16 protein-coding genes and 1 riboswitch are annotated in these 20,146 nt (G+C 72.6%); of the genes, 4 read left to right on the top strand and 12 right to left on the bottom strand.

Features of this window, described 5'->3' with window-relative positions; translation table 11 throughout:
- Positions 1-4: 4 nt before the first annotated feature.
- Both ACZ7KF_RS16355 and ACZ7KF_RS16350 read right to left on the bottom strand, forming a co-directional pair.
- Positions 5-1,117: a hypothetical protein gene (locus tag ACZ7KF_RS16355; protein WP_471074327.1), complete on the bottom strand. Its 1,113-nt coding sequence runs from the start codon at positions 1,115-1,117 to the stop codon at positions 5-7.
- 48 nt (positions 1,118-1,165) lie between these two features.
- A complete protein-coding gene (locus ACZ7KF_RS16350) occupies positions 1,166-2,236 on the bottom strand; it encodes a L,D-transpeptidase (RefSeq protein ID WP_471074323.1) in 1,071 nt (356 codons plus the stop codon).
- Positions 2,237-2,402: 166 nt separating this feature from the next.
- Here ACZ7KF_RS16350 and ACZ7KF_RS16345 point away from each other — a divergent pair, with 166 nt between their 5' ends.
- Together ACZ7KF_RS16345 and ACZ7KF_RS16340 are read left to right on the top strand one after the other, a co-directional pair.
- Complete coding sequence (locus ACZ7KF_RS16345) at positions 2,403-2,921, top strand: SigE family RNA polymerase sigma factor (protein ID WP_471074320.1); 519 nt, start codon at positions 2,403-2,405, stop codon at positions 2,919-2,921.
- Entirely contained in the window at positions 2,911-3,591 is a 681-nt protein-coding gene (locus ACZ7KF_RS16340; RefSeq protein WP_471074317.1) for a L,D-transpeptidase, read from the top strand. The genes ACZ7KF_RS16345 and ACZ7KF_RS16340 overlap by 11 nt, the downstream gene beginning before the upstream one ends.
- A gap of 28 nt (positions 3,592-3,619) precedes the next feature.
- Here the strand turns inward: ACZ7KF_RS16340 and ACZ7KF_RS16335 are convergent, their stop codons facing one another.
- The 8 genes from ACZ7KF_RS16335 to ACZ7KF_RS16300 all read right to left on the bottom strand — a co-directional run bounded on the left by ACZ7KF_RS16335 (position 3,620) and on the right by ACZ7KF_RS16300 (position 15,455).
- Positions 3,620-5,614, bottom strand: a complete 1,995-nt coding sequence (locus ACZ7KF_RS16335) for an Ig-like domain repeat protein (protein WP_471074314.1) — start codon at positions 5,612-5,614, stop codon at positions 3,620-3,622.
- 134 nt (positions 5,615-5,748) lie between these two features.
- Positions 5,749-6,432: a hypothetical protein gene (locus ACZ7KF_RS16330; protein ID WP_471074310.1), complete on the bottom strand. Its 684-nt coding sequence runs from the start codon at positions 6,430-6,432 to the stop codon at positions 5,749-5,751.
- Positions 6,429-6,755, bottom strand: coding sequence for a hypothetical protein (locus ACZ7KF_RS16325; RefSeq protein WP_471074307.1), 327 nt, complete (start codon positions 6,753-6,755; stop codon positions 6,429-6,431). Before ACZ7KF_RS16325 ends, ACZ7KF_RS16330 begins: the two co-directional genes overlap by 4 nt.
- A gap of 1 nt (position 6,756) precedes the next feature.
- Positions 6,757-11,940, bottom strand: a complete 5,184-nt coding sequence (locus ACZ7KF_RS16320; protein WP_471074304.1) for a wHTH domain-containing protein — start codon at positions 11,938-11,940, stop codon at positions 6,757-6,759.
- A gap of 254 nt (positions 11,941-12,194) precedes the next feature.
- Positions 12,195-13,142, bottom strand: coding sequence for an MIP/aquaporin family protein (locus tag ACZ7KF_RS16315; RefSeq protein ID WP_471074301.1), 948 nt, complete (start codon positions 13,140-13,142; stop codon positions 12,195-12,197).
- 139 nt (positions 13,143-13,281) lie between these two features.
- Positions 13,282-13,947 carry an SDR family NAD(P)-dependent oxidoreductase gene (locus ACZ7KF_RS16310; protein ID WP_471074299.1) on the bottom strand — a complete coding sequence of 222 codons (666 nt, stop codon included), beginning with the start codon at positions 13,945-13,947 and terminating at the stop codon, positions 13,282-13,284.
- Between the two features lie 46 nt (positions 13,948-13,993).
- A complete protein-coding gene (locus tag ACZ7KF_RS16305) occupies positions 13,994-14,683 on the bottom strand; it encodes a DUF4328 domain-containing protein (RefSeq protein WP_471074297.1) in 690 nt (229 codons plus the stop codon).
- Positions 14,684-14,768: 85 nt separating this feature from the next.
- On the bottom strand, positions 14,769-15,455 hold the full coding sequence (locus ACZ7KF_RS16300) for a DUF6445 family protein (RefSeq protein WP_471074295.1): 687 nt from the start codon (positions 15,453-15,455) through the stop codon (positions 14,769-14,771).
- A 340-nt stretch (positions 15,456-15,795) separates the two neighbouring features.
- On the opposite strand from ACZ7KF_RS16300, the gene ACZ7KF_RS16295 reads away from it, so the two are divergent.
- Positions 15,796-16,527 (top strand): DUF4142 domain-containing protein, encoded by a 732-nt coding sequence (locus tag ACZ7KF_RS16295; RefSeq protein WP_471074292.1) that lies wholly within the window; start codon positions 15,796-15,798, stop codon positions 16,525-16,527.
- Between the two features lie 147 nt (positions 16,528-16,674).
- On the opposite strand, the gene ACZ7KF_RS16290 is transcribed toward ACZ7KF_RS16295, so the two are convergent.
- Together ACZ7KF_RS16290 and ACZ7KF_RS16285 are read right to left on the bottom strand one after the other, a co-directional pair.
- Entirely contained in the window at positions 16,675-18,321 is a 1,647-nt protein-coding gene (locus ACZ7KF_RS16290) for a glycoside hydrolase family 13 protein (RefSeq protein ID WP_471074289.1), read from the bottom strand.
- Positions 18,322-18,387: 66 nt separating this feature from the next.
- On the bottom strand, positions 18,388-18,738 hold the full coding sequence (locus tag ACZ7KF_RS16285) for an ArsR/SmtB family transcription factor (RefSeq protein ID WP_471074286.1): 351 nt from the start codon (positions 18,736-18,738) through the stop codon (positions 18,388-18,390).
- An 80-nt stretch (positions 18,739-18,818) separates the two neighbouring features.
- Positions 18,819-19,001, top strand: a riboswitch (cobalamin riboswitch).
- A 27-nt stretch (positions 19,002-19,028) separates the two neighbouring features.
- On the opposite strand from ACZ7KF_RS16285, the gene nicT reads away from it, so the two are divergent.
- Positions 19,029-20,138 carry a Nickel transporter NicT gene (gene nicT / locus ACZ7KF_RS16280; protein ID WP_471074284.1) on the top strand — a complete coding sequence of 370 codons (1,110 nt, stop codon included), beginning with the start codon at positions 19,029-19,031 and terminating at the stop codon, positions 20,136-20,138.
- The last annotated feature ends 8 nt before the right edge of the window (positions 20,139-20,146 follow it).

The following is a 20,146-nucleotide window of genomic DNA, read 5'->3' as shown; positions in this document are numbered from 1 at the left end:
GGGGTCAACGGAAGTTGGCCGCCGTCAGGCGCAGCCAGAGGTCCAGCTCGGGCGCCTCCGCCTTGTAGGTGCGCCGCCCGGGACGCGCCTCTTCGTACCGCGCGATCAGTTCGCCCGCCGCCCGCATCGTCCAGCCGGGCAGCTCGTGCTCGATCACCCTGTCCCAGGGGTACGACGACCTGGCGTCGTGCAGCGTCCGCAGCGGAAGCCCGCGGCACGCCTGCCAGCAGATCAGCTCCGGCGCGTACTCGATCAGATGACCGTGCGCCTGACGGGACTTCTTCGGCACCGCCGCCAGGGCCCGGCGCGCGGCGGTCCACGCCTCGACGGCGCGCATCACCCCGACCGGCGTCATCCGGCCGTGGAAGAGGCTCCGGTAGACCGGGGAGGTCACGTCCCCCCACAGCACCTCACGCCCGGCCGGGGTGGCGGCGAGATGGGCCGCGACCGGCCGCGGGTCGGCCGACAGGCAGGCCAGCGCGGCGGTCACCTCGGCCATCGGGGAACGCAGGGCGTGCGGCCCCGCCGTCATGCCCCGGCGGGGATCGAAGCCGCCCTTCTCCCAGTCCGCCCGCATCAGGCGGGTGATGTTCGGGCAGCGGATCAGCCGGTCCTGGGCCGTGGACAGGTTGAGACAGCGGTCCGCGACGTCGTACAGGCGGCGAGCGCGGTCCCGTTCGGCGCCGCAGTAGATCTCCAGCCGGATGACGGAACGCCGCAGATGCTCCTCCGGCAGCCGGTCCCGCATCTCGGCGATGATCCGCAGCCGCTGCAGTCCGTCGATGCACTCGGGTCCGATGACATGCAGCTCCTCGGCGAACAGCCGTCCCTCGGGGCGCACTTCGACCGCCTCCGCGCCCAGCACGAGGTGTCCCGCGGCACCGAAGTCCTCGGGCCGCTCCGCGAGCATCCGGGCCAGGACCCTGTTCGCCTCGGTCGGCCCGAGGTGGCCCCGGCCGGCCCAGAGCCGGCGCGCGGCGTCGGCGGGGGCGGCGAGCCGGGCGAGGTCCGCCGCCGTCACCTCCACCGCCCAGCCACGGGTGAGCTGGGCGAAGCGGAGCGGGCAGAGGCTGAGAACGGAGTCCGGCGAGAGCGTTCCCTCGGCGGACGAAGACATCAGTTTCACGCCTCTTCAACGTGTGGGACCAAGCGGCGTGACGGCCCGTCACGAACTCGCGGGCGGCTCGCTCGTCCCGTGCCGGGCCGCACTGCCCGCCAGCCACCGGGACCAGCTGAGGTTCCAGTCGCCGTAGCCGTTGCCCGCCTCGACGGTGTCCTTGGAACCCGTGACGCTGATGACGTCCCCGGGGATGACCCGCTGGTAGAAGCGTTCGGCGGTGCCGTCGGTGGCCAGGCCGACACAGCCGTGGGTGACGTTGGACCGGCCGGCGTAGGTGTTCGCGTTCGGGTTCTGGTGGACGTAGGTGCCGGACACGGTGATGTGCACGGCCCAGGCGTAGTAGCCGTGGTAGGCGTCGCCGAGACCGACGGTCCGGGAGTCCATGTAGACCTTGGGCTGCTTGTCCATCACCACCATGGTCCCGTTCCAGGTGTCCAGCCCGGGTCGGCCCGCGGTGACCGGGATGCGGGTGGTGGGCTTGCCGTCCTCGGTGACGGTCATCGTGTGGCCGCGCACGTCGACGGTCGCGGTCAGCGAACGGCCGATCGAGAAGTGCCGTACCGCGTGACTTCCCAGGCGCAGCGTGACGCGGGTGCCGGGCTTCCAGTACGTCGGGGGGCGGTAGTCGACGCGCTGCCCGTCGTTCAGGTTGCGGTCCTTCACCCAGCTCCAGGCGCCCGTGACGGCCGGCTCGGTGCCGACGCCGAGCCAGTGCTCGACCGCCGCCCGCTGCTCCTCGGGGACCGGGCGCGGGAAGGTGACGGATATCGGCATGCCGACGCCGACGGTGGCGCCCTCGCCGACATTGACCCTGGCCCCGGCGAGGGCGGCCGGCTCCGGGACGGCGGGCGCGGTCCGGCTGGGCGCGGGGCCGGGCCGGTGCGGGCCCGGGGCGGCCGGGCCGGTGGGCTTCGTCGCGGCCGACGAGGTGGTGGCCGCGCAGCCGGTGGCCGAGAGGACGAGCGCGCAGGCCGCCGCGAGGGCGCCGAGGCCGCCGAGGACACCGCTCCGGCGTGCGGGACGAGCGGGGCGAGGGGCCGGGCCGGTGGTCGTGCGACGGATCGCGCGGCGGGCCGGGCCGCCGGGCGCGCGCTCGGTGAAGTCGTGCGTGAACACGGAAGTTTCCCCCTGACATGTGGACGGACATCGTCTGTACGCACCGCGTCGGGGGCCGGTTGCATCCGGTTCCGGGGAATTCCGCTGCCCCGCGGCAGGAGGGCGGGGCAGTCCGCGGCGGGCCGTAGGATCGCTTCTCCGGGACGGGGACACGGGCGGGGGGCCGATGACCGAGGAGGAGTTCGACGCCTTCTACGCGACCGCCTTCCCCCGGCTGGTGGGGCAGCTGTACGCCTTCACGGGCGACCACGCCGAGGCCCAGGACGTGGTGCAGGAGGCGTTCGTGCGGGCCTGGGACCGGCGGGCGTCGTTCGACGCGGCCGAGGCGCCGGAGGCGTGGCTCCGCACGGTCGCCACCCGGCTCGCGGTCAGCCGTTTCCGGCGGGCCAGACGCTGGCTGGAACTCGTCCGCAAGGACACTCCGCCGGACCGGACCCCCGGCCCCGGACCCGAACACGTCGCCCTGGTCGCCGCCCTGCGCGAACTGCCCGCGGCCCAGCGGCTGGCCGTGGTCCTCCATCACGTCTGCGATCTGAGCGTGGACCAGATCGCCGCGGAGACGGGCGCGCCCGCCGGGACGGTCAAGGCACGACTGGCCCGGGGCCGCGCCGCGCTCGCCCGCCATCTGTCGCCCGAGGAGGCTGAGACCATGACCGGGACGAAGGAGGCCACGCATGCCTCATGACCCGTCGGGCCCGGCCGCGCCCGAGGAGCGGTCCGACCGGCTGACCGCGGCGTTGCGCCAGGTGGCCGCCGAGGGCCGGCGCTCCGCCCCGGTGCCGGGCGCCGCCGTACGGCGCCGGGCCGTGCTGCGCCGCCGTACCCGACGGGCCGGCCTGGCCGGCGCGGGGCTGGTGGTCGCGGCCACGGCCGTGCTCGCCGGTACGACCCTGCTGGCCCCCGACGGCCGGCCGGCGCGCCCGCCCGCGGCGACCGCCTCCACCACCGTGCCGGCACCGCCCCCGTCCCCCGACGACGGCGCCGTCGTGCACGACATCCGCGTCGACCTGACCGCACTGGAACTCCGCGCCGGCGGACGGACGTTCCCCGTCTCGGCGCCCGGCATGAACCAGCCGTTCCGCGGTGACGCGGTCGGCCGTGTCACCGAGCGCATGCGCCGCGTGCGGTTCAGTTCCTCGCCGACGGGTGTGGTGGAGCGGCACGACTGGGTGCTGGCCTTCGTCGGCCGGCGCGGCGAGCGGCACTTCGTCTACGGCGCCGGCAGCACGGCCGACGCGCCCGGCCGCCGCCCGTCCACCCTGGGCCTGATCGGCCTGCGCACCGCCGACGCCCGCTGGCTGTACGAGCACACCGTCGTCGGCGCCAAGATCGTGCTCACCGGCGACGGGACCTGACGCCGGTGAGCGAGGGCCGACCCGGAGGTCAGCTGGTGAAGAGGAAGTACTTCCAGCTGCCGTACGTCGTCGAGTTCACGTTGTCGCCCGACTTGGTGTCGATGTAGGCGGAGCGGATCCGGAAGCGGACGCCGGTCGGCGGGGTGCCGGTGAGTTCCAGGGTGTCCTTGCCGCCGGAGCCGAGGGCGAGGAACTCGGAGTCGGTGGCACGCCAGGCGCCCTGCGCGTAACGCTGCACCTCCACCCGGTACCTGCGGCCCTTGTACGCCGTCATCGTGGTGTCGTAGACCGGGTCCTTGGACTTGCGGAAGTAGCGGTACGTCTGGTTCCACGCCTTCTTGGACGTGTAGTAGCCGCTGAGCGCGGACGACACCTTCACGCGTGCGCCGACCGTGCTGGTGGCCGTGGCGGGCGCGTAGCGGGTGTCCCCGGCGAACTTCGCCGTGAGCTTGGTGTCGCGGGTCAGGGTGAGGGTGACGGACAGGTTGCCGGCGGAGTCGACCGTGCCGGATTTGACCAGTTTCTCCGGCTTGTCGCCGCCGTAGGGGTCGGCGTACAGGTCGACCTCGCGGTTCTTGTACGTCGTGCCCAGGTGCGCCGTGAACTTCACCGCGCTGTCGTACGCGTACACCTTGCCGCCGTTGTCCAGCGACAGCGCGGCCGTGCCGGGGGAGACCTTCACCGTGCTCGTGGCGGTGGCACCGGCGTGGTACGCGTCGCCCGCGTAGCCGACCGTGTACGTGACCTCGCCGCGTGCCTGCGGGGTGTCGGTGAAGGTGTACGAGCCGTCGGCGCCGACCGTGGCCGTGCCGAGCTTCCTGCCGGCCGGGGACTCGGCGTCGGTGCGGGTGACGGAGACCGTGGTGCCGGCCGGGAGCGCGGCGGACGACGTCAGCTTGCCGGTGACCGAGAGGGGCTTGGCGCGGGGCGCGGTGGCCGGGGCGGTCGCCGTGAGGGTGGTGTCCGCCTTGGCGGGGTCGGTGAGGACCCGCAGGGAGTACACGTCGGAGTCGTTGTACGACACCGCGAACAGCCTGCCGGCGTCCGGTGCCCAGGCCAGGCCCGAGGCCGCGAGGGTGTCGGAGCCGCTGCTGGTGCCGGTGTTCGGGAAGTCGTACTCCCGGACCGGGGTGGAGCCGCCGGGCGCGAAGACGTGGACGTCGGGGTCGTACCAGGAGAAGGTGCCCGCGGCGACCGTGCCGTCCGGGGCGATGTCGACCGCGTTGGGGTACGGGTTGGTGGGGTAGCTGCCGTCCTCGGACAGGTCCGCGAGCTTGAAGACCTCGTGCCGGTAGGGCGCGCCGCTGGCCGTGACGACGTCCTTGCCGTCCGGGGTGACGGCGAGGTCGGTCAGGTTGCTGCTGTCGCCCGGGTCGAAGACGTAGGCGGTGCGGTTCGCCGTGCCCGACGACACGTCGTAGACGGCGAGTTCGGCCGGGCTCTGTCCTGGCGCGCCCGCGACGAGCGTGCCCGGGGCACCGGCCGAGGAGCCGAGCACCGGGGCGCTGTACCAGGTGCGGGTGGTGTCCTGCCGGAGGGTCACCACCGGGTCGGTGCCGCTCAGGTCGAGCGAGCCGATGTTGCCGTCGCCGGAGGCGCCGTAACCGAACCAGAGCTTGCCGCCGGCGAGGGCCGGGTACTCGGGACCGGTGCCGTCGCCCGTCGGGTACCGGTGGGCCTCGGTGGCCGTCCCGGTGTCGATGGCGACGATCGCGTCGGCCTTCTCCACGGCCGCGTACAGCGTGCCGGAGTCGGCGGACAGTTCCAGGCCCCGGACGCCGGGGAGTGAGCCGACGGTGCCGACGACGGTGCCGCTGTAGTCGGTCACGACGACCTTGCCGCCGGCCGGATCGCTGATGAACACCCGTTGGTGGACGCCGTCCACGACGACGTCACCGGTGGACGTGATCGGAAGCACGGCGCTGGTGTCGGCCAGCGCGGGCGCGGCCGAGGTGACCGCGAGCGCGGCCGAGCTGAAGAGGACCGCGAGCGCCGTCGCGGCCGGAAGAGTGCGTATACGCACGGTGGTTTCGAACCCCCGCATACGGAAGGAGCCCCTACTGGATCAGGGGATGGCGGGAGCGTAGGCGAGGGGGGTGACGGTGGGGGCACAGGGCGGTCAACGGTGATCAAAAACTGGACCGGTTCCCGGGCCGGTCAGCACGTGTCGACGGGGGCCACGCTCACCGCGTCGCGCTGCCAGCCGAGATGCCGGACCGCCGCGCCCCCCTTCTCGCCCTTGTCACCCTTCTCGCCCTTGTCACCCTTCTCGCCCTTCTCGCCCGAGGGCTCGATCCTGAGTGTGACGCCGGTGCCGTCGGCCGCCAGGAGCTCCCCGCACAGCGTCTCCCGGGGGGTGTGCACCCGGACCGTCCGCGCCGGCTCGTCCGGCCCCGGCGCCACCCAGGTCAGCAGGATGCCCGCGGCGGTGGCCAGCACGCCGAGCACGGTCGCCCACCGGGTACCGCGGATCCGCGACGCGATCCGGTCCCGCTCGTCCTCCTCCCAGTCGAGCAGCTTCGCGGCGGTGGCGTTCTTCAGCACGTCACCGGGCTTGCCGTGGGCCGCCGACACCGCGAGGTAGGCGGCCAGGAGCAGCAGGACCAGGCCGGCCGCCATCAGCGCGAAGACCCACACCCGGTAGCGGTCGGGGAGTTCGGCGACGTTCTCGCGCCCCTTGAGGACCAGTACCGCGGCGAGCAGTCCGGTGGCGACGGTGAGGAAGTTCCGCCAGCCCTCCGCCTGCGCCCGGCCGATCTGGAGCTGCTCCTGCGCCATCAGGTCCAGCCGCTGCTGGGCGCGTTCGAGTTCCTCGGGCTCGTACCGTCCCGACGCGGTCACGAGCCGCCGCCCGCCGGACGCACGGCCGTCCACCTGGCACCGCAGCCGCCGGTCTCCTGGGCGTCCCCGGAGTGGGGTTGGCGGCACTTGCACCGCATGTAGACCTCGCCCGGCACCTCGTCGTCCCCGGTGCGCCTGCCCGGCCCCTTGACCACCGCGCCCGGCATGACGTTCGGCGGCGCGTGCCGGGTCTCGCCCTCGCACTCCGGGCAGGTGCCGGTGACGACGAGCCGGCCGCTGGAGAAGTCCCAGACGAACCCGGTCTGATCGGGCAGGTACTTGGGCTCGTAGGCCTTGGCTCTGTGCGGGGTGTGGGGCGGCATGTCAGGTCCTCTCGTGGGGCGGCAGCCGGAAGGCGAACAGGGGCGCGTAGTCCGCGAGCCGGGCCCGGACGTCGTCGACGGTCAGCTCCGTCTCCTCGGCGGCCAGCCGGAGATGGTCCGCGGAGACGTCTCCGGCCAGCACGGGCTCCCGCCCCGTGAGCCGGGCGGTGAGCAGGACGACGTCACGCCAGTCCGGGACGCGGTCGCAGACGGGCTCGGCGAACGGGATCTCCAGTCCGATCAGGGTGAACGGCCCCAGCCTCCGGTACGTCTCCCCCAGCCCGGCTCCGAGCCGCCCGGCCGCGACGACCAGGGCGAGCGGGGTGAGCGTCCAGGACTCCTCCAGGGATTCCTGGAGCAGCGCGTGCTCGGCGGCCAGGTCCCGCTCCTGGGGGGCCGCGGGCGGGACGAAGTCCGGGGGGACGGGGACGGTGGGGGCGCCGAGGGAGCGGTAGGCGTTCAGCTGGGCGGCGGCGGTGGGGAGGCTGACCTCGTTGTCATCGGCGAAGCCGACGAGCTCGTGCAGGGTTATCCGTTCCCGCCACCATCCGGCGGTGTACAGGACGCTCCGCAGCGAACGGTCCGGCGTCAGCCCGGCGACCTCGTCGGGGAGGTCCGGCATGTCGACACCGTAGGCGGCCATCTGGCTCCGCAACGTCTCCGCGGTGGTGGCGAGGCTCTGGCCCAGGTCCGCCGCGATCGCCACCAGCGAGGCGAGCTCCACCCGGTCGTCCTCCCCGACGTTCGCCGGCTCGGTGTACCCCTCGCGCAGCCCCGGCACCGGGAAGCCGTGCCGCCATATGCCCCAGGACCGGGAGGAGCGGGGCACGGCCAGCAGGACCCGGGCCGCACCGACCGCCCGCCTCTCGACCAGGCCCGCGTCCGCCAGCGCTTCGACGGCAGCGACGTGCCGGTGTGGCGAAGTGGGGTCCTTCACACCCTCGATCGTCGCCAGCACGTCCCAGGTGGAGAGCGGCTCCGGGTCGTGGACGTCCCCTTCCCCGATCGTGCCCGTGAGCGACATCTCCAACGGCAGCTCCTCACACCAGGCGGGCGGCCGGAACGAGGCGAGCGGGGCCGGGTCCGCGACCTCGACGCCCAGCGGGCCTCCCCATGCGGCGAGCCATGCCGCCGTGGCCCCGACGGCCTCCCCGCGCCGGGCCGCCAGCCGGACCAGGTGCGGCAGACCGATGGGTTCCGGGGTGAAGAAGGGCGGCTGCGCGTCCAGGTCACGGCTGAGGGCCGTGAGCTGCGTGTCGTCCAGGAGGTACGGCAGATCCGGTCCGGCGAGCCGGTAGCCGAGGGGTTCGAAGCGGCGTACGACCGCCTCGATCTCCGCGGGCGGGATCCCCGTCTGCTGCGCCCGGTAGGCGACGTCCACGGGCCGCACCAGCCCGGTGAACGGCGCGGAGGTGTGATGCAGGGAACGCTTCCCGTTCGGCTGGTCGTTCAGCAGGATGCGTCGTTCTCGCGCGTCCACGCGATGGGAGGCGAAGGCCCCGAGGTCCGGCGGCCGGGGAATCACCGGATCGAGCCCCGACAGTCGTTCGAGCAGCTCCGCCAGGCTGCCCAGGCTCACCTTCTCGGCGGCCGACAGATGCACCAGCATCCGCCGCACGGCGCTCTGCGCGGCATCGCCCGGCATCCTCGCCTTCAGGTTGAACCTGCTGTACAGCGCTTCGTACAGCGCCGTCGTCAGACGGCTCGGTACGACGTCGTCCAGGGCGCGGACGTCCGCCACCTCCGGGATCGACACACCCGTGACCGCGTACCGGCGCAGGCGGCGGGTCACCTCCCGCAGCGGACGCCCGGTGTCCGCGGCGGCGCGCATCAATGCCATGAGGGACTCGTCCGGCGCATCGCGGAACAGAACCGCGTCCAGGGGTTCCGGCTCGGGGAAGCCCGGGTGCGAGCCGATCGCCTCCCGGTGACGCTTCACGCCCAGGGCGCCGGCGCGCCAGGCCGCGAAGAAGCGCATGCCGATGGCGGTCCCCACGAGGTTCTCCTTGAGGACGGCGTCGTCGACGGGCAGGCAGCCGAGTGTGCGCAGCGACAGCTTCTCCCGTTCCCGTGCCCACTCGTCGGGCCGCAGCTCGACCGGGACCTTCACGGGCACGTCGTGCTCCATCATCTGGCCGAGGACCTCCAGCGCGAGCCTGGGCCAGGACTCGGTGAGACTCCACAGCCAGTCCAGCGGGAAGGGCCGCCACGCCTTGCGGACCAGAGCGGGCACGGCCTCCTTGAGGTCCTGCTCGACACCGCGCTGGTCGTACCCGAGGAAGCGGTTGCGGTCGACGCTCAGCTCCGGCCGGTGCCGGCGCCGCAGATTCACCACGTACCCGTCCGGCGGCTTGGCGTCCGAGACCAGCAGCCCGTCCGCCAGCAGCATGCCCGGACCCTGCACCCACCAGACGCCCTCGGTGGCCTCGATGCGCTCGCTGCGCAGCGAGGAGTCGCCGTACAGAGCGCCCGGTTGCCAGTAGGCCGGATCTCCGCCCAGTTCGGTCGCGGTCACCTCCACCGGGGTGCACCACAGGAACTCGCGCAACGCCTGGATCAGAGAGGGGCGCTGTTCGTCCGCCTTGTCGGGGTCGTCGTGCAGGTACAACCGGACCCTGGTGCCACCGCCCGCCAGCTCCAGCGGCTCCCTGCCCAGATGCATCAGCCCGGATCCGGCGGTGACACTGGCCCGGTGGCCGTCCAGGGGGCGTTGGCCGTGCACATCGACCGGCCGGGTGGTCACCTCGATCTCCTCGGCCAGCATGAAGTAGCTGAAGACGCCGATGCCGAACCGGCTGTTGAGTTCCGTGGTGACCCCGCGACGGCGCCATCGGCGCATCTCCCGCATCCGGGCCGAGGACTGTTCGGAGCGGCGGCCGGCCTGGGCGAACAGGTCCCGCAGTTCCTCGGCGCTCATCCCGACGCCGTTGTCCTCGCACTGGATGTACATCCGGCCGGTGGTCGGCTCGATGTCCTGGGTGAAGACGATGCTGCACCCGGCGAGCTGTTCCCGCTCGGTCCGGCCGTCGGGTCCGCCCGCGTGGTCCGCGTACCGGCGGCGGGCCTGGCGCACCCGGCAGGCGTCGAGGGCGTTCTGGTACAGCTCGCGCACCGCCAGCATCCGGTCCCCGTACAGCTGGGTGCCCATGATGAGCGGTTTCACCTCGTCCTCGGCGAGCCGGAACCGGGGCGGTGGCTTGTCGAAGCCGTGGTTGATGGGGATCAGGCCCTCGGTCTTGACCATCTGCGGCAGCCCGAAGAGCAGGTCACCGGAGCGCAGGGTGCTCTGGACACGCCGTATCGCCCCCGATTCCGCGGCGATACCGGAGGCGAGCCGGTCCAGTGCCGTGAACAGGGCCGCGCTGCCGCATTTGAACACCAGCCGCCAGTGGGTGCCCGAGGCAGGGCCGGGTCCGCCCGCCTCCGCCGGCCAGTGCGAGGTGATGGGGAGGAAGCCGTCGTTCCGGGCGATCTCGGCCTTGATCTGTTCCGGGCGGACCTGCATCGGCTCGCGCGGACCCAGATGGTCGATGATCACGCCGTCGAGCATGCGCGGGTCGATCGCGAGGCGCCCGGCGAGATGCAGCAGCGTGGCCATCTCACGGGGGCGCCAGCTCCACCGGTCCGCCTCCCCGCACAAGTAGGCGCACAGTCCCGCCTCGGTGTCCCAGAGCGTCCCGTCGGGTGCGACGGTGTCGGCCGGGGTACCCGTGCCCAGCTGGGAGACGACCTTGACGACGGCATGCCGCAGCACGTCTCGCTCGTGGGTGCCCAGCGTGAGGCCGGCGGCGCTCTCCGCCGCCCGGACCAGCAGGTCGACGGCAGCGCGCAGGCTGTCCAGCTCGGCGTCCCCGCGCTGCTCCCACAGCAGGTCCCAGTCGGCCAGGAAGCGGTGCCGCAGCCAGTACTCCGCGCTGCGGGCATCGTCCTTCTCCCGGCGGCGCGACAGCGTCCGGCGGGTGGCCTCGATCTGCCGGTGGGCGCGCCGTACGTCGCCCATGTCCCGGACGAGATGGGCGGCGAAACTGTCCTCGGGAAGCTCCCGGTCGTCCGTGGCATCGGCCGAACCGTCACCGTCGACGGTGCGCAGCGCCGCGAGACCGCAGGACAGCGCGGCCTCGCGCAGGAACGGCGCGCCCAGCAGCACCACGGTCTCGACCAGGCTCAGCCGCGCGCCGGCCGCCTCGACGAGGTGGCCGAGCCGCTCGATCAACCGGGGCGGGACCCGGTCGTCGTCCCACGGGTCGGACTCGGGGTCCCGCTGCCTGCGGATGGCGACGGTCTTCTTCACGACCTCCGCCAGGTGCTCCTTGGCCTTGCCGCGCTGGGCGGGCGTGCCCTCGGTGTACTCCCACAGGCTCGACCGGATGACGGCGTCGGTCCAGGGGCCGGAGGACGCCGTCGCGTCGCACAGCGGCACGTCGGCGTGGCTGCCGCCCGTTCCGTCGATGCTCAGCCACCGGGGGAGGGCCCTGGGCGGTCTGCTGTACGTGTAGCTCGCCGCGATCTCCTCCGCGCGCAGCTCCACGCGCTGGATCACCTGGCCGAAGGTACGGGCCGAGGACTCGGGCGCCAGAGTCTCGTTCAGGGCCATGGCCAGCACGCTGCCGGCGTCGGCGTGCCCCAGAGCCTCCTCTCCGGGGGCGCAGGCGCTCACCAGGACGACGTTGTCCCAGGGGCGGCTGACCTTCATCGCCTCGAAGGTGGCCGGCGGGGTGTCCCCGCTGCTCCGGCAGGCGTCGAAGCAGAGCATCACCGTGGCGCTGGACCGCAGGGGCGCGAGCAGTTCGTCGGGCACGATCTCGATGAGCCCTTTCGGGCCCAGGGTGCGTTCCCCGTCGGCGCCCCACCGCGCGCGGACGTCGCTGGGCAGGAGGTAGTCGGTCTCGCCGAACCGGACTCCGTGGCCGGAGAAGTAGACGAGCCCTACGTCGCCGTCCTCGCAGGAGTTCAGGAACCGGCCCAGCTCGTCACGGATGTTGTGCTCACCGGTCGCGTCCTCGTCGTCGAGCACCCTCACGTGCTCCGCCGCATAGCCGCTGCGCAGCAGGGTGGTGCGCAGCGTCGCGACATCGTTCGCGGTGAAGGCCAGCCCCGGGAAGTCCCCGCTCAGCTCCGGTACCTGTTCCAGCTGCGGATACGCGGGCACCCCGATCAGCAGGGCCCGCCGTCGACCGGCGCTCATCGTCCCCGAACCCCCCTCGTGGTGCGCGAGTTGACACTCCGTCACGGCATGGAGGGCGATTATTTCAGAAGACCGTGCGGAACGCGGGCGGACCGGGCGCCCGGGAAGGACCTCCGGGCGTCCGGGCCGTCGTACGGGTGGGGGCCGTCGTACGGGTGGGGGCCGCGGTACGGGTGGGGGCCGCGTACGGGTGGGGGGGACGGGTGGGGGGCGGTACGGGTGGGGGGGCGCCGGTCCCGCGTTCCGCTCCGGGGCTACTCCTCGTCGGTGGTGCGTACCCGTGTCGCCCGGCCCGGTCCGGGGAGTTCGGCCAGCTCGCTGCGGACGAGCAGGACGTCGCCGATGACGAGGTCGTAGATCAGGATGCCGAGCGTGCCGCCGACCAGGGGGCCGACGATCGGGATCCACCAGTACGCGCTGAAGGAACCGGCGACGCTGCCCGGGAAGGCCAGGCTGTCCCAGCCCGCCGCGTAGGTGAACAGGCGTGGCCCGAAGTCGCGGGCGGGGTTGATGGCGTAGCCCGCGTTGGCGCCGTAGGACATGCCGATGGCGGCGACGACGAAGCCCACGATCAGTGGTCCGAGGTTGGCCTTCACGGCCTGGTTGCGCAGGTCGAGGACGGCGGCGATGAGCATGAGCAGGAAGGCCGTGCCGACGATCTGGTCGATCAGCGGGCCCCAGACGCCGCCGTGGAAGTACTGGGCGGGGAAGGTCGCGAAGATGGAGAAGGTGGCGTTGGTGTGTCCGTTCACCTTCGGCCCCGGCACCGTCCGGTCGTAGGCGTTGATCGCGTCGTGGTAGACGAGGTAGACCAGCGCCGCCCCGGTGAGCGCGCCGACGAACTGCGAGAACCAGTACGGCAGGACCTTGGCCCAGGAGAACCCGCGGCGCACGGCCATCGCCAGGGTCACCGCCGGGTTGAGGTGGGCACCGCTGACGCCGCCCGCGACGTAGACGCCGAGCATGACGGCCAGGCCCCAGCCCCAGGTGATGAGCAGCCAGTCTCCGGCCGCCAGGAAGATCGTCGTGGTGGTGGCCGCCCGGCCCGAGCCGGGCAGTGCGGCGACCGCCATCGCGACCACACCGCAGCCGAACGCGATGAGGACGAGGGTTCCGAGGAACTCCGCCAGGCACTCACCCAGCAGTCCGCCCCGGCTTCTGAGACGGGACGGCTTGATGAGCGGAGCGATGTCTACAGCCATGGAGGCCCCCTTTGAAGAGAGCAATGCGGCCAACATCACCATATTGGCCCACAAAGCCACTCCCCGCAGGGTGACCGTTCGCCGCCCCGCGCGGCCCCGCGGGGGGGGGCGGCCCGGGACGGGGGCCCGCGCCCGGCGGTCAGCTGTCCAGGTCGTCGGCGTAGTGCCGGAACCCATGGCGGTCCCGGTGCAGGGACCACAGGGTCTCCGCGAGCACGCCCGGGTCCTTGCGCGCGTGCCCGGCCGTGATGGCCCCCGGGATCACCAGCTGCGCGACGTGGATGCCCTCCGGCGCCAGACGGTCGTGCAGCAGATGGCCGTAGGCGCTCTCCGCGGCGAAGGCGATGGACGTCCCGGCCCGCTCGGGGTGCGGTACGGCGGCGGACCCGCCGTTGACGAACAGGATCGTGCCGCGCCCGAGCCGCCGCATGCCGGGCAGCACCTGCTGGACGGCGGCCACCGGACCGTAGACGGAGAACTCGATGGGTCCCACCAGGTCCCGGTGTCCGGTGTCCAGCACGGGCCGCATGAAGTCCCGGTGCGGCACCGGGCTGTACTGGAGCACCTCCACGGTCCCGAGGGTGTCGGCGATCTCGCGCAGCGCCACGGCCAGCTCCTCCGGCCGGCGCACATCGGCGGTGCAGGCGCGTGCGGTGATCCCCTCGTCCGCGAGGGTGTCGACGATGGCGTCCAGCCGGCCCCGGTCCCGGGCCACGAGCCCGACGCCGAACCCCTCGCGCCCGAACCGCCGCGCGACGGCGGTCCCGAGTCCCGGCCCGGCTCCCACGATGGCGACACTGCTCATGTCCACCATCCGTACCGCACCGGCCGGTGCCTCACACCGGCCGGGACTACTCCTCCGCCGGCGCCTGCCGTCCCTTCCGTATGCGCTCCACCTGCGCACCGGTGACGGCCCGTACCGCGTACGCCCCCGCGACGGCGGCCCCGACGACGGCCGCGTCACTGGCGAGCAGCGGCCACACCTCGGTGTAGGCGCGGGCGATGATCTCGTCGGTGGAGTCGCGGTACACGATCCCCACCCCGCTGAGCAGGCCGATCAGCCACAGCACCCACCACACCTCGACGGAGACGGGCACCTTCCGTTCCGGCGCCGTGCGCCGGAACGCGTCCACGACGATCCCGCGCGGGAACCAGAGGTTGACGACCGGGATGATCCAGCCGAGGTACACCCAGATCCCCGCGTACCGGGGCGGCTGCCCCGACAGCGCCTGCGCGTTGTCCCGCACCCGCCACAGCCAGGAGAGGAAGAGCAGCGCGCAGAGCACGCCGGCGCCGCCGCCCAGGGAGGTGACGAGGTGGTACGAGTCCTCCAGCGCGTTGAGCGGCCGGTGCACCCCCTCCCCCTGGTCCGGCGGCCCCGACGCCGGCTCTCCCGCCAGCGCCAGCCGCACTTCCCACGCCCCCCGGACGGCCCAGGCGAGCCCCGCGAGCAGCAGTCCCCCGGCGGCCAGTCGCCCCGCCACCTGCACGGGCCGGTACGCGAGCGCGTGCTCCCCGGCCTCGTCTCTCTTTTCGATCACCGGCACATCCTGACTCACCCGAACGGCCCACACCTCCTTCCGTGCGGCGTGTCGCCGCCGCGGGGGCCCCGGCCGGTCGTGCGGGTCAGGCCATCCAGAAGAAGACGGCCGTCATGCGCTTCTCCTCCAGCGTGCGCCCGGCGTAACCGGTCGCGCTGTGCACCAGGTTGGCGTGGTAGAGGAGCAGGCGGTTGTACTTGTGCGGGACGCGGACGTCCTCCTCGAAGTGGTCAGCCGGGACGTACCGCGTGCCGAGGGCCTCGACGAGGTTGTGGTGCGGGGCCTGGACGATGTTGCCGCCGAGCCGGCCGCCGGGCAGGGACTGGCGGTAGAAGGCGGTGCCGCAGTCCTTGGGGGCGGCGGGGTTGAGGTAGAGCACGGCCGCGTACCGGCACAGGGCGCGGGAGTCGGTGTGCGGGCGGGGCTCGCTCTCGCCCTCGCCGACGACCTGGACGCAGTTGTGGTTGAGGGTGCCGCCGCCGGGCGCCCGCTGCACCCAGAGGTCCTTCGCCCCGGTCGCCTTCTTCACCAGCCTCTCGACACGGGCGAGTTCGGCTGGTTCGAGGCCGGGCATGGTGCGCAGTCCGGGCCAGGTCTCGGAGGTGTGGGGGTATCCCCGGACCCAGTCGTCCTTGGCCAGGCACCGCTTCCGTACGGCGTCCACGTCGGGCAGGACGTCGTCCAGTACCCAGTAGTCGCGGCCCCTGGTGGGCTTGCGGTAGGGCAGGACGGGGAGCGCGGCCGGTGTGCGGGGCGGGGGCTGTGGGGCCATGCGGCGAATCTAGGACTCCGCGGGTCCGCCTTCTCCCGGCCGATGGTCAACGTTTCGGCAACCGTGTGTCATGTACACCAACACATGGCAATCACCGTCCGGTGGGCCGCCGTGCAGGGTGATCACCGCGTCCGGCGGGCCGCCGTGCAGGGCGATCACCGCGTCCGGCGGGCCGCCATGCACAGTTTTTACCTGCGGGACAGAGACGAATCGCGCTCCCGTCCGTACTGCTGTGCGTCCGATCCGCCCGCGCCGTCACCGCGGGCGGTCCCCCGACCGGGCAGGAGGCACGGTGCGCTTTTCGCGGAACGCGACGGGAACCCTTTTCGTGGGCGGTGCGATGGCCCTGACCCTCGGGGCCCTCGCCTACCCGGGCATGCTCGGACTGGACAAGGTCTCCACAGCCCAGGACCGCGTCATCGCCGACACCCAGTGGGGGCCCCTCACCGAGCAGGACCGGGACTTCGTGGTGAAGGTGCGGGCGGCCGGGCTGTGGGAGTACCCGGTGGGGCAGATCGGGGTGCAGAAGGGCCAGTCGAAGGCGGTGATCACGGCCGGCCAGCACCTGATCGACGGGCACGCGGCGCTGGACACCACCTGCCGCAAGATCGCCCCGATGCTGAACATCACGCTGCCCAACCTGGCCAGTCCCCAGCAGCAGGGCTTCGTCAACCAGCTCAAGGGTGAGAGCGGCAAGCAGTTCGACACCGACTTCGCCAACATCCTGCGGATGACGCACGGCTCGATCTTCAACACGGTCGCCAAGATCCGCTCCACCACGAAGAACTCGCTGGTGCGCGCCCTCGCCGACCAGGCCAACGACACCGTGCTGGACCACATCACCGTGATGGAGAAGACGGGCCTGGTCGACTTCGACCAGACCCTGTTCCAGCAGACCACCCCGCCGAAGCTGCCCAACTCCGACCTCACCCCGCCGCCGCCGGCCGCCGGCCAGCCGGAGGTGGTGCTCACCCCGCCCCCGACCGCCACGTCCACCCCCGTGGACATCAACGGCATCGCGGGCGGCGGCAACGCCGGGGCGGGCGCGAGCCCGGGCCCGACGGGCGGCTAGGGCCTCTCGTTTGGATCATGCCGGGCTCGCGGGCCCCGGCACCGCGCGTCGCCGCGTTGTCGTCGGTTGCCATGGCGCCCTCCTCCGCCTTGCGACGCACGGCACCAGACCCCGCTCCCTGATCCGGTCTGATCCAAACGAAAGACCCTAGGCCAGCCACACCGTGGTGTCCGGGGGCAGTACCCGGCCGTCCGGCAGCGGGGTGCTGGCCAGCAGCACCTCGCCGGGCGGGAGCGGCACCGGTTCGGTGCCCAGGTTGGTGACGTTCCGCCAGGTCTCGGTGCGGCTGAAGTCCAGCACACCGTCCGGGGTGCCCGGCGTCCAGGCCAGCGCCTCGCCGTCCAGCAGCTTGCGGCGCAGTCGCAGGGCCGTGCGGTACAGCTCCAGTGTGGAGCCCTCGGTCCCGGCCTGCGCCTCGACGGCGTACGACGCGAAGACCGGCGGCTGCGGCAGCCAGCCGGCTCCGGGCCCGAAGCCGTACGACGGTCCGGTGCGCGTCCACGGAAGCGGCACCCGGCAGCCGTCGCGGCCCTTGCGGACGTGCCCGCTCTGTTCCCAGATCGGGTCCTGGAGCACCTCGGTGGGCAGGTCGGCGACCTCGGGCAGGCCCAGTTCCTCGCCCTGGTAGAGGTAGGCCGAGCCGGGCAGCGCCAGCATCAGCAGGGTGGCCGCACGGGCCCGGCGCAGCCCGGCCGCCGGGTCGATCGCGGGCGCGGTGCCGCCCGACAGCAGCCAGGCGGCGGGGTCGGTGCCGGGCGGCAGCAGGAGCCGGGAGGCGTGCCGGACGACGTCGTGGTTGGACAGCACCCAGGTCGCGGAGGCCCCGGCGGACCGGGCCGTGTCCAGGGAACCGGTGATGACCTCACGCAGCTCCGTCGCGTCCCACCCCGCCTCCAGGTACTCGAAGTTGAAGGCCTGGCCGAGTTCGTCGGGGCGGGCGTACAGGGCGCGGCGGGCGCCCGGGACCCAGGCTTCGGCGACGGCGGTGCGCGGCGGGCTGTAGGCGTCGAAGATCTTGCGCCAGTCGCGGTAGATCTCGTGGACCTCGTCGCGGTCCCAGTACGGGTGGCTGCCCGGTGGGACCAGCGGCAGGGCGTCCTCGCCGGTCGCGCCGATGCCGCCGACGTCCCGCAGCGGCTCGGTGAGGTCCTTGGCCAGGCCGTGGGCGACGTCGACCCGGAAGCCGTCGACGCCCCGGTCGGCCCAGAACCGCAGGGTGGTGCGGAAGTCGGCCCGCACCTCCTCGTTGCCCCAGTTCAGGTCGGGCTGCTCGGGGGCGAAGAGGTGGAGGTACCACTCGCCGTCCGGGGTCCGCCGCCAGGCGCTGCCGCCGAACACCGACTGCCAGTCGGTGGGCGGGAGTTCGCCCCGCTCGCCGCGGCCCGGCCGGAAGACGTAGCGCTCCCGGGCGGCGGATCCGGGGCCGGCGCGCAGTGCCTCCTGGAACCAGGGGTGCAGATGGGAGGTGTGGTTGGGGACGATGTCCACGACGACCTTCAGGCCGAGCCGGTGCGCCTCGGCGACCAGGGCGTCGAAGTCGTCCAGGGTGCCGAGGCGCTCGTCGACTCCGCGGGGGTCGGCGACGTCGTAGCCGCCGTCGGCGAGTTCGGAGGGGTAGAAGGGGCTCAGCCACAGGGCGTCCACACCGAGCGCGGCGAGGTGGTTCAGCCGCTCGGTGACGCCCCTGAGGTCGCCGAGGCCGTCGCCGTCGGCGTCGGCGAAGCTGCGTGGATAGACCTGGTAGATGACGGCCTGGCGCCACCAGTCGGGATTCCTGGACGAAAGGTCTGCCATGGACAGACTCTGTCCACATCGCCGGGAATCGGAAACGTCCGGCCGGGCGACGCACGGCCGTGCGGGTCAGTCTCCGCAGTGCTCCAGCAGTCCCCGCATCTCCGCGTCCACCACGCGGTACCGCACCACGCGCCCCTCCTTCTCGCCCGCCACGACCCCCGCGGCCCGCAGCAGCCGCAGGGCCTGGGAGACGGCGGGGTCGTTCATTCCGGTGGCGATCGCCAGGTCGGAGACGGCGAGCGGGCCGGTGCGGTGCAGGGCGAGCAGCAGCGCGAGCCGGTTGGCGTCGGCCAGCAGGGAGAAGCGCTCGGCCCAGGTGCGCAGGCGGTCCGCGTCGCCGATGGCGGCGATCGCCTCGCACACCCGGTGACCGTCGATGGTCCGACGGTCGGCTCGGTCGGCAGGCACGAGATGCATGCCGCCATCCTCGCAGGCCCCGTTTTGTGATCTTGAATACCTGCGCAGGTGCGCAGCTATGCAGGAAACCGTGTGTCCCTCTACCGTGGGCGGGCCGTGGTGTTCGGGAAGTCGATGCAAGGTCGACGCGGCCCTCGCCACTGTGATCGGGGAGTTCCCGTCCCGTCCGGCACCGCCGGGCCACTGGTCGTACGACCGGGAAGGCAGGGACGGCGGACGCACGACCCGTAAGCCAGGAGACCGGCCACGGCAGCGCACGAAAAGATCCACGAGGTGCTGGAGCTGACCGCATGAACCTGCCCGGGACGTCCCTGCCCGAGTCCGAGCCCGCTTCCTTCCGCTGGCGACGAGAGGACACCGTCAAGACGGCGGGGCTGATGGTGGTGATCGTCGCTCTGCACGTCGTCGCCTTCGGGATCCTCTTCCTGCTGGTCGCGCCGGGGCACTACAAGGTCGGCGGTGACGTCTTCGGTGTGGGGCTCGGCATCACCGCCTACACCCTCGGCATGCGGCACGCGTTCGACGCCGATCACATCGCCGCGATCGACAACACCACCCGGAAGCTGATGGCCGACGGCAAGCGGCCGGTGTCGGTGGGGTTCTGGTTCGCGCTCGGGCACTCCAGCGTGGTGGTGCTGCTGGCGCTGCTGATCGCGGGCGGCACCTCCCTCGCCGGGAAGGTGATGAACGAGGGCTCCACCACCCACCAGGTGCTCGGCTTCGTCGGTACGACGATCTCCGGCACGTTCCTCTATCTCATCGCGGCCCTGAACCTCGTCGCCCTGGTGGGCATCCTGAAGGTGTTCCGCGCGATGCGCGCGGGGGCGTACGACGAGCGGGAACTCGAGGCGCACCTGGACTCGCGCGGGTTCATGAACCGCGTCCTCGGCCGGCTCACCAGGTCCGTGTCCCGGCCGGGCCAGATGTACCCGCTGGGCTTCCTCTTCGGCCTCGGCTTCGACACGGCCACCGAGGTGTCGCTGATGGTGATGGCCGGTTCGGGCGCGGCGGCCGGTCTGCCCTGGTACGCGATCCTCTGCCTGCCGCTCCTGTTCGCCGCCGGGATGAGCCTGTTCGACACCCTGGACGGCACGTTCATGAACTTCGCCTACCAGTGGGCGTTCGCGAACCCCGTGCGCAAGGTCTTCTACAACCTCGCCATCACCGGCCTGTCCATCGCGGTCGCCTTCTTCATCGGCACGATCGAGCTGGTCGGCGTCCTGCACGAGAAGCTGGACCTGCACGACGACGTCACCGGCTGGATCGCCGGCCTGGACCTGGACAACGTCGGCTATCTCATCGTCGGCCTGTTCGTGGCGGTGTGGGCGGTGGCGCTGTCGTACTGGCGCTTCGCCCGGGTGGAGGAGCGCTGGACGGCCTCCGCCTCCGCCGCGGACTAGGGTCTTTC

It is taken from the genome of Streptomyces sp. NPDC038200, assembly GCF_055600785.1.
This window is presented reverse-complemented; position numbering and strand designations above follow the sequence as displayed.